The sequence below is a fragment of the Candidatus Hakubella thermalkaliphila genome (assembly GCF_013281975.1).
Taxonomy (GTDB): Bacteria; Actinomycetota; Humimicrobiia; order Hakubellales; family Hakubellaceae; genus Hakubella; species Hakubella thermalkaliphila.
The window spans coordinates 1-7,947 of sequence record NZ_BLRZ01000091.1; the positions used below are offsets into that span (position 1 = coordinate 1).

Here is a 7,947-nt window from a genome sequence, read left to right on the forward strand (position 1 = left end):
GGTTCTTCCGGTTTTAGCATGGGTATCTACCCATAGATAGCGATTTATGATATAAGCATGGTTCATTCCATTGAGACAGGAGGGAGCCATGCGAGACACCGAACTTTATCGATATTTGCTGGGAGTTGAGGAGCCGTGGACGGTCAGTCGAGTTGATTTGGATGTCCGGGGACAGCGAGTGGACATCTGGATTAACCACAAAGAAGGGGTACGCTGGCCGTGTCCTCAATGTAGTAGTGAGTTGGGCCTTTACGATCATGCTGAGGAACGGGTTTGGAGACATTTGGACAGTTGCCAGTTTTTGACTTATCTTCACGCTCGAATTCCGCGAGTAGATTGTTCTGAGCATGGGGTTTTGCAAGTTAAGGTGCCTTGGGCCGAACCTCGCTCCCAGTTTACCTTGCTGTTTGAGAGGCTGGCCTTGGATCTTCTTAAGGAATGTGACATCCAGGGGGCGACGGATATTTTGAGGATCAGTTGGGATGAGGCCTGGCATATCCTGGAACGTGCGGTTAAGAGAGGATTGCAACGTAAGGGGGAAGGAGTGGTAGCCCATATAGGGATAGATGAGAAGGCGGCGGCCAAAGGGCATAAATACCTGACCTTGGTGTGTGACCTTAAGGCCTCCACCGTAGAGTACATTGGAGATGGCCGGAAGCAAGAGAGTCTGGATGCCTACTATGGGGGCCTTTCGGAAAGTCAGCGGGAAGGCATTGAAGCTGTGGCTATGGATATGTGGGAGGCCTATATTGAATCCACCTTGGACCATGTTCCGGGGGCAGAGGACAAGATTGTCTTCGACCGATTTCATATCCTGAGCCACATGGCCGAAGCGGTAGATACAGTTCGTAAGCAAGAGCACCAACTCTTGAAGAAACAAGGGGATGAGACCCTCAAGGGAACCAAGTATCTTTGGCTTTATGGGCAAGAAAATATCCCCCTGAGGCGTAAGGCACCTTAACTTGCAAAACCCCATGCTCAGAACAATCTACTCGCGGAATTCGAGCGTGAAGATAAGTCAAAAACTGGCAACTGTCCAAATGTCTCCAAACCCGTTCCTCAGCATGATCGTAAAGGCCCAACTCACTACTACATTGAGGACACGGCCAGCGTACCCCTTCTTTGTGGTTAATCCAGATGTCCACTCGCTGTCCCCGGACATCCAAATCAACTCGACTGACCGTCCACGGCTCCTCAACTCCCAGCAAATATCGATAAAGTTCGGTGTCTCGCATGGCTCCCTCCTGTCTCAATGGAATGAACCATGCTTATATCATAAATCGCTATCTATGGGTAGATACCCATGCTAAAACCGGAAGAACCGGAAAGAAATAATCCTTCAGATTAATCAAGCCCAGAAGGATGACCAGGACAGCTCCTATCCTGGCCATCAGATGCGGAGGTCCAAAAGCAAGAAATGTCTTGAGAATGCCCAGTCCGATAAGAAGATAGGTAAAGTAGATGGCCAGAATATAGGTACCTCCCATTTTAAGGATGGCCAGCCTGGTTCTGCCGAGAGTGAAGAGAAAAGCAATAAAGAAGAGAAGAACGGCAAAGGCACAAGGATTAAGTCCATCCAGAAAACCAGCGGCAAGAACGGTAGGGAAAAGAAGCTCCGTCTTGTTGACTCCGGGTATGGCCAGGGCAGAGCCCTCCAGCAGAGGAAAATTCTTCTGCAGCCAGTCCAGGTACTGACTGATAGGAGTGTCAAGAGGATATTCCTTGATTTCTCCCCGGAAAGCCCAGACCTATCCTGAAAATAGGTTTTTCATTCTTTCGTGGTGCCGCTGTAGGCGGCATGAGTGACTTGTAACTTTTAGCCCCGTGCATTTCATCCTGAAGGACTACAATCCTCTCAAAAGGCCTCTTTTCCCCCAGCCTCAGTAGATCTGTGATTACGGGAATTGGTACATGTCCCTCCAAGATGATGCTATCATCTATGAAGATGGCCAGATGGCCGCGCAGCTCCATGGGAATCCCTAGTTTCTGGGTCAGCTCGACCAGTTCTTGCCTGGCTTTCTGGTCAGATATGAAATCTTTAATAGTTATGTTCTCAAACCCTACCTGTTTGAGAACTTCCTCCACCACCTCCTCCACATATATATGGCAATGACCACAAGCCTGGCTGGAGTAGATAGTGACGGGAGTCTCTGAGACGGAGGTCTCTAGAGTAGGGGAGGCATGAGCTGGTAAAGTCCCCCCGGAGTAAATTCCAAGGAAAATCAGAGGAATCAAAAGCTGCTTCAAACATCTAGACCGGACTGCCAATCTTCCCTCCAGAGCAAATATGGACATTATAGCAGTTCTCTTATATGATGTATAGGGCTATAGGGCATATCAACTGATATAGGAATCAAATAGGAGGTTAAGAATGCGAAACAATAAGCCAATAATTATTGGTGCAATTGGAGCAACTGGGTTATTAATAATATATTTTGGAATCCTTACTTGGGTCAATTCCTTCAGCCATGCCCTGGAACAATTCTCACAGATGTGGTATTGGATTTCCATCTTGGTCGTTGGTTTTGGAATTCAACTCGGACTTTATTCTTATATAAGATTTGGCGTTACTGCAAAAACCAGATTTTGGGCCAATTTACCATCCGATTTAGATTCGCCGGACAGAGCCAAATACACAAATTTTGACCTTTTTGCAGTAACGCCAGATTTAGTATTCGCAAAAAAGTAACAGGCGCAACAGCAGAAGTTGCAGCAGCAGGTGGAATTTCAACAGGCTCAATGATTGCTTGCTGTGCTCATCACATCACTGATGTTTTGCCAATAATAGGCTTATCCGCGGCAGCAGTATTTTTAGTGAAATATCAGCTCCCTTTTATCTTGCTGGGGATTTTTTCTAATTTGGTAGGAATTACAATGATGTTGAATGTTATCCAAAAACATAAGCTATATCAAAAAGAGAGTATCCTTAGCGCTATACGGAGGTATAATATGAAAAGAGTACGCAACATAACAGTAGTTTTGTCTATCATAATTGTGTCTTTCTCATTCCTTTTGGCTTCATGTAAAACAACGAATGTTACTTCAGCTACAGATGGTGCTGTAGAGTTTGATCTGCCCGCAAAGACAAATAGTGAAAACTCTGTGTCAATAGAGGTGACTACTCCACCCGACTGAAGTCGGGGGCTTCTACGGGTTGGATACCGAGAGATTGTAGTCCCAATCTCAAAATGTTTAGAGAGGCGTTGAAATCTCTATGCAGATGAGCATCACAAATCGGGCAATCATGCCAACGGGTGGACAAAGTCTTTTCGACTGTTGCCCCACATCGACTACAAATCTGACTTGTATTTCGTGGGTCAATTGCTACAAACTTACGGCCAGCCTCCTCCGCTTTGCGCGCAAGGGCTTGAGCAAATTGATTCCACGCCACATCTGCGATAGATTTGGCCAGAAAATGATTTTTAAGCATGGATTTGATATTCAGTTTTTCAATACAGATAATGCCAAAGGTGTTGACAATTTTTCTGGCTTCTTGGTGAATAAAGTTATGCCTTCTATTGGCAATTCTTTCATGAACACGAGAAACAATCTTTTTGGCTTTGCGTCTTTCAGGAGTTCCTTTGATTTGTTTAGACAAGCCTCTTTGAGCCTTAACAAGAGCCTTTTCATCGGTTTTAAAAAATCGGGGGTTAGCAATCCTTTTATTAGTAGAAAGGGTAGCAAAGCTTTCCAACCCAACATCAATACCAATAGCTTTCTCATTTTCTGGCCAAGGTTCAGGTGCATACTCAACACAAAAGCACGCATACCATTTGCCAGATTGTCTTCTGATAGTGCAGGTTTTAAGTTTGCCCACAGGAGGGCGGTGAAGCTTAATCTCAATATTTCCTGTTTTAAAAAGCTCAAGACAGTTGCCGTGAACTTTCCAGCCAAAACCTGCTTGCTTGTAGGTGAGGCTATCATATCTATCAAATCCTTTAAATCTGGGATAGCCCGGTTCTTCTCCCTTCTTGAGCCGGCGGAAAAAGTTGGCAAATGCCTTATCCAATCTATCGGCAACATTTTGAAGCACTTGGGAATAGACTTTATTAAGAGAAGGACGTTCTTTCTTCAAGGCGGGAATAGAATTGCATTGTTGGAAATAGCTGATGCTTCGCCTTTCTTGCTCCCAAGCATTCTTACGCTCCTCAAGAAAATGATTGTACAGCCATCTGCATTCCTGAAGTTGCTCTTGCAAAAGTTGTTGCTGGTGCTTGGTGGGATACAATCTATATTTAAGGGATTTATTCATATGTACAATTATACCCTAGGAAGAACAGTTGGTCAAGTATTTTTGGCCGATTCATCCCCAGGATTAAAACCACTTTCTCGACCAGTATTTGGTAAAATAGTGCCGATAGCATATCAAAAACTGTTGTAGAAGAAGGGGGAGGAGTGAAACCCAAGATAGACCATAACCTGTGTACCGGAGATGCTATCTGTGTAGACATCTGCCCTGAAGTTTTCGAGCTGAGGGATGATGGACTGGCTTACGTCATCGACGATGACCCTGATCCCAGTCTTGACGATGCCATACGTGACGCTGTAGATTCCTGTCCTGCGGAGGCGATAAGCATTGAGGAATAAATGGCGTTCCTGTAAAAAGGGCTAGATTCAGTATTTGACCCCCATGCTGTCAATCTAAATCGGATGACAAATTAATCCATAATTCGGTTCTTAGGGTTCAGCCATAGACGGAAAATGGGGCCAAAGTTCCCTACTGAGATTCATAGATCATTTTCACCCGTGGGAAACAAACATGAGTTTTCGGAGTTGATATGACGGAGAACTTTAGCCCCATATGGTTGCGGAGTATCTTGTTCTGATTCTCGCTATGGGACAGAATGCTCAACGCGCCTTTCATCCCGGTGACTGGCTCACCTTTCGGACATAGGCTCTGTATTCTCCCTCATGTTCCTCAATACCCAAAAACTCGTTTCCTGTGCTGCGGCACCAGGCTGGCATGTCCTCCTTGATCCCCTCATCGTCAGCATTTACTTCCAGCACCTGGCCGGCCTGGAGCTCTTTGATCTTCTTAGAAGTCAAAATTATAGGCATGGGACAGTACATCCCTAAGGCATCCACAGTAGCATCTGCTTCCACTGTACAACCTCCCCTTTAACATATTGGCTACAAATTAACCTGGCTACTAAATGAACAGATTTACCCCCCCCCCCCTCCTTAGCCTCGCCCAAATAGGCTGAGGCTCCGGCAAAGCTGTCCACCTCGGGGATGAAAGCATCTTTGGAAAGCCCCATAACTCCTATGGTTGTGGTACAGGCTACCAGCTTCACCCCCATTTCCTTGACCATAGTTATAAACTCGTCCACCGTGGGCATCTTAGATTCTTTCATCAATTTCTTCATCATCCATCGTCCCATGCCCAGCATATCGAATTTGGAGAGAGGAAGCCTCCTGCTCCCTCCTCGATTCATCCAATTTAACATCTTCCTCATAATGCCGCGGCTCTGGATACTTCCTTCATTTTTCTTGATCACGTTTAGACCCCAGAAAGTGAAGAACATGGTCACATCCATACCTGCCGCCGCGGCGCTGGTAGCCAGGATGAAGCTGGCCATGGCCTTATCCATGTCACCGCTAAAACAATTATAGTCATCTTTTCTTTCATTTTGTTAGCCCCTTTCATACCTGGAAAATAAATTAAATATTCTCATGGTTCATAGGTGATGGCCGCATTATGACCGTCACGTTGTACTTCACCCTCTAGAATCAAGCCAGCTCCGTTCCACATTGACCACAAATCACAGCATCTCTGGCCAAAGGCTGACCACACTGGGGACAGAAGCGGAGCTCTTTACCGCAGATCTGACAAAAGGGATAGGGCATAGTGAGACTGTTATCGCAATAGGGACAGATGCATTTCCTTTCTTTGGTCACAGCCTCTCCCCTTGGATCTTCTCTTTCCATCTCTCCTCATCTCCTTTACTGCTTTCTTCTTGCCAACCTGGCCTTGGACTTTTCCTATCTTCGAAAGCTATTCTCACCTTTAGGCTCCCTTGGCCTCGAGCGCTACCTCTATCTTCTATTTCTTATGGTACAGCGGAGACATTTCCCGGAGCCTTTGTACGATAGGGGGCAGAATCTCCAGAACATAATCCACATCCTCTTCCTGGTTATCCTGACCCAGGGTAAAAAGAAGGGAGCCCTGGGCATCGGCTGCAGGAATGTCAATAGCAGCAAGGACGTGTGACGCTTTCAAAGCTTTGGAGGTACAGGTGGAGCCGCTGGAGGCAGCTACTCCTTGCATATTAAGAAACATGAGCATGGATTCTCCCTCGATATACCGCACGCACACGCTTACATGTCCGGGAAGGCGTTTCTGGGGATGTCCTGTGATCAGGACTTCATCTATTCTTTCTACCAGGCCCTTCATTAACTTATCCCGTAAAGGCTCCAGGTGCTGGATCCTTTCCGCCATCTCCTTTTTGGCCAGCTCAGCCGCTTTTCCTAGTCCTACTATAGCCGGGACATTCTCCGTTCCAGCTCGCTTCCCACTTTCTTGAATTCCACCATCCATGAGAGGCGTCACTCTGACCCCTTTTCGGACATAGAGGGCTCCAGCGCCTTTGGGGCCATAAAAACCCTGGGCAGCAAGACTGAGCAGATCAACGCCCAGCTCGTTTACATCCACAGGAATTTGTCCGGCGGTCTGAACAGCATCGATGTGAAAATAGACCCCTTTTTCTCGGGTTATCTTTCCGATTTCCGCAATGGGCTCGATGGTCCCTATTTCATTGCTGGCGTGGGTAATAGAGACCAGGATAGTATCTTTAGTTATAGCTTTTTCTGCATTCTGGGGATCGACGAATCCACATCCATCCACCGACAGGTAAGTAACATCGAAGCCCCATTTTCCCAGAGTCCTGGCTGAGTGCATGATGGCGTGATGCTCAATCTAAGAAGTGATGATATGCTTGCCCTTCTTCTGATGGGCCAGAGCCACACCTTTAAGAGCCATATTGTCAGACTCGGTCCCACAGGAAGTAAAAATGATCTCTTCTCTCCGGGCGCCAATAAGGTCAGCTACCTGGCCTCTTGCTTCTTCTACGGCTCCTCTGGCCTCCTCCCCAAAATCGTGAAGGCTCTGAGGATTGCCGAAGATATCGCGAAAATAGGGCAGCATGGCCTCCATCACCTGAGGATGGACTGGGGTAGTAGCTACATGGTCAAAGTAGACTCTTCTCATGATCGATGATCCTTCCCCTAAGTTATCAACGTAGCCACCTGGAAAGCGTGAGGAATAGGACTTTTGTCACAAATCCTGTAAACTAATCCTCTCCTGGCTGCGCTATTTGAAGATTAACATAATGACCAAGATCAGTCTACACAGACCGGATTGCTTCACTTCAGAATCCGTCAGTTCGATGCATGAGCTAAAGATATGATTTCAGAAAGGTAAGTGGACAGACTGAGGGGCTACTGTTAGCCGGGTAGTATGAATTGTCTTCAGGTTTGGCTGTAGATCTTAACTAATGTTGCGGTCGTTATACCATTATGGTCAGTTGACCGTAACGGTCAATTGACCATAAGGTTTGAGGCAGCCTGACCGCTCCGTCAATGAGAGGAAGGTGCTCACTTCTCCCGTTTTTCTTCGTCTACCGCCTCATTACCTCAACCCCTCAAAAAGATCTTCTTCCGTGCTTCCACGCCTCCCCAGACGAGAAATGGTCAGATGGAAATATTCCTTGTGTAAGAGCCCCTTGTTCTGCCGCTCCACAAAACGCTCATAATCGCCCTGACCCCGATGGCAGTAGATGGCTTTCATCTTGGTCTCCAGGTAAGGGGTGATATCGATGATGGTGGTGATTTGATCATCCTCGTATCCGAATAATTGGAGATCTTCCCGCTCCATGACCTCGGCTATAAACTTGGGTAAAGCAGTATAGTAAAGCTTCTGTGGCTCATAAGGAGCCAGTCCCGCCTGAA

General features: G+C 46.6%; 9 protein-coding genes and 3 pseudogenes. 3 read left to right on the forward strand and 9 right to left on the reverse strand.

What is annotated here, in order from left to right; translation table 11 throughout:
* Positions 1-88 precede the first annotated feature (88 nt).
* Positions 89-961 (forward strand): ISL3 family transposase, encoded by an 873-nt coding sequence (locus HW443_RS08270; RefSeq protein WP_176238058.1) that lies wholly within the window; start codon positions 89-91, stop codon positions 959-961.
* On the opposite strand, the pseudogene HW443_RS08275 reads toward HW443_RS08270, so the two are convergent.
* The 3 genes and pseudogenes from HW443_RS08275 to HW443_RS08285 form a co-directional block, all read right to left on the reverse strand.
* Positions 945-1,235, reverse strand: a pseudogene (locus tag HW443_RS08275) (transposase family protein); the annotation flags it as partial. The gene HW443_RS08270 and the pseudogene HW443_RS08275 overlap by 17 nt on opposite strands.
* Before the next feature lie 48 nt (positions 1,236-1,283).
* Positions 1,284-1,487 carry a hypothetical protein gene (locus HW443_RS08280; protein ID WP_176235674.1) on the reverse strand — a complete coding sequence of 68 codons (204 nt, stop codon included), beginning with the start codon at positions 1,485-1,487 and terminating at the stop codon, positions 1,284-1,286.
* A gap of 220 nt (positions 1,488-1,707) precedes the next feature.
* Positions 1,708-2,295, reverse strand: a complete 588-nt coding sequence (locus tag HW443_RS08285; protein ID WP_176235675.1) for a glutaredoxin family protein — start codon at positions 2,293-2,295, stop codon at positions 1,708-1,710.
* A 76-nt stretch (positions 2,296-2,371) separates the two neighbouring features.
* Between HW443_RS08285 and HW443_RS08290 the strand changes: the two genes are divergently transcribed.
* Positions 2,372-2,689, forward strand: coding sequence for a hypothetical protein (locus HW443_RS08290; protein WP_176235676.1), 318 nt, complete (start codon positions 2,372-2,374; stop codon positions 2,687-2,689).
* A 429-nt stretch (positions 2,690-3,118) separates the two neighbouring features.
* Here the strand turns inward: HW443_RS08290 and HW443_RS08295 are convergent, their stop codons facing one another.
* Positions 3,119-4,252, reverse strand: coding sequence for an RNA-guided endonuclease InsQ/TnpB family protein (locus HW443_RS08295; protein WP_176231941.1), 1,134 nt, complete (start codon positions 4,250-4,252; stop codon positions 3,119-3,121).
* Between the two features lie 143 nt (positions 4,253-4,395).
* On the opposite strand from HW443_RS08295, the gene HW443_RS08300 reads away from it, so the two are divergent.
* A complete protein-coding gene (locus HW443_RS08300) occupies positions 4,396-4,587 on the forward strand; it encodes a ferredoxin (RefSeq protein WP_176229754.1) in 192 nt (63 codons plus the stop codon).
* Between the two features lie 273 nt (positions 4,588-4,860).
* Here HW443_RS08300 and HW443_RS08305 read toward each other — a convergent pair whose 3' ends face one another.
* From HW443_RS08305 to HW443_RS08325, 5 genes and pseudogenes are all read right to left on the reverse strand, one after another.
* Complete coding sequence (locus HW443_RS08305; RefSeq protein ID WP_176231942.1) at positions 4,861-5,103, reverse strand: sulfurtransferase TusA family protein; 243 nt, start codon at positions 5,101-5,103, stop codon at positions 4,861-4,863.
* Complete coding sequence (locus tag HW443_RS08310) at positions 5,073-5,591, reverse strand: DsrE/DsrF/DrsH-like family protein (protein WP_176235677.1); 519 nt, start codon at positions 5,589-5,591, stop codon at positions 5,073-5,075. Before HW443_RS08310 ends, HW443_RS08305 begins: the two co-directional genes overlap by 31 nt.
* A gap of 139 nt (positions 5,592-5,730) precedes the next feature.
* Positions 5,731-5,928, reverse strand: a complete 198-nt coding sequence (locus HW443_RS08315; RefSeq protein ID WP_176235678.1) for a zinc-ribbon domain-containing protein — start codon at positions 5,926-5,928, stop codon at positions 5,731-5,733.
* A 115-nt stretch (positions 5,929-6,043) separates the two neighbouring features.
* Positions 6,044-7,207: pseudogene (gene nifS / locus HW443_RS08320) on the reverse strand (cysteine desulfurase NifS).
* A 420-nt stretch (positions 7,208-7,627) separates the two neighbouring features.
* Positions 7,628-7,947 (reverse strand): annotated as a pseudogene (locus HW443_RS08325) (hypothetical protein); the annotation flags it as partial.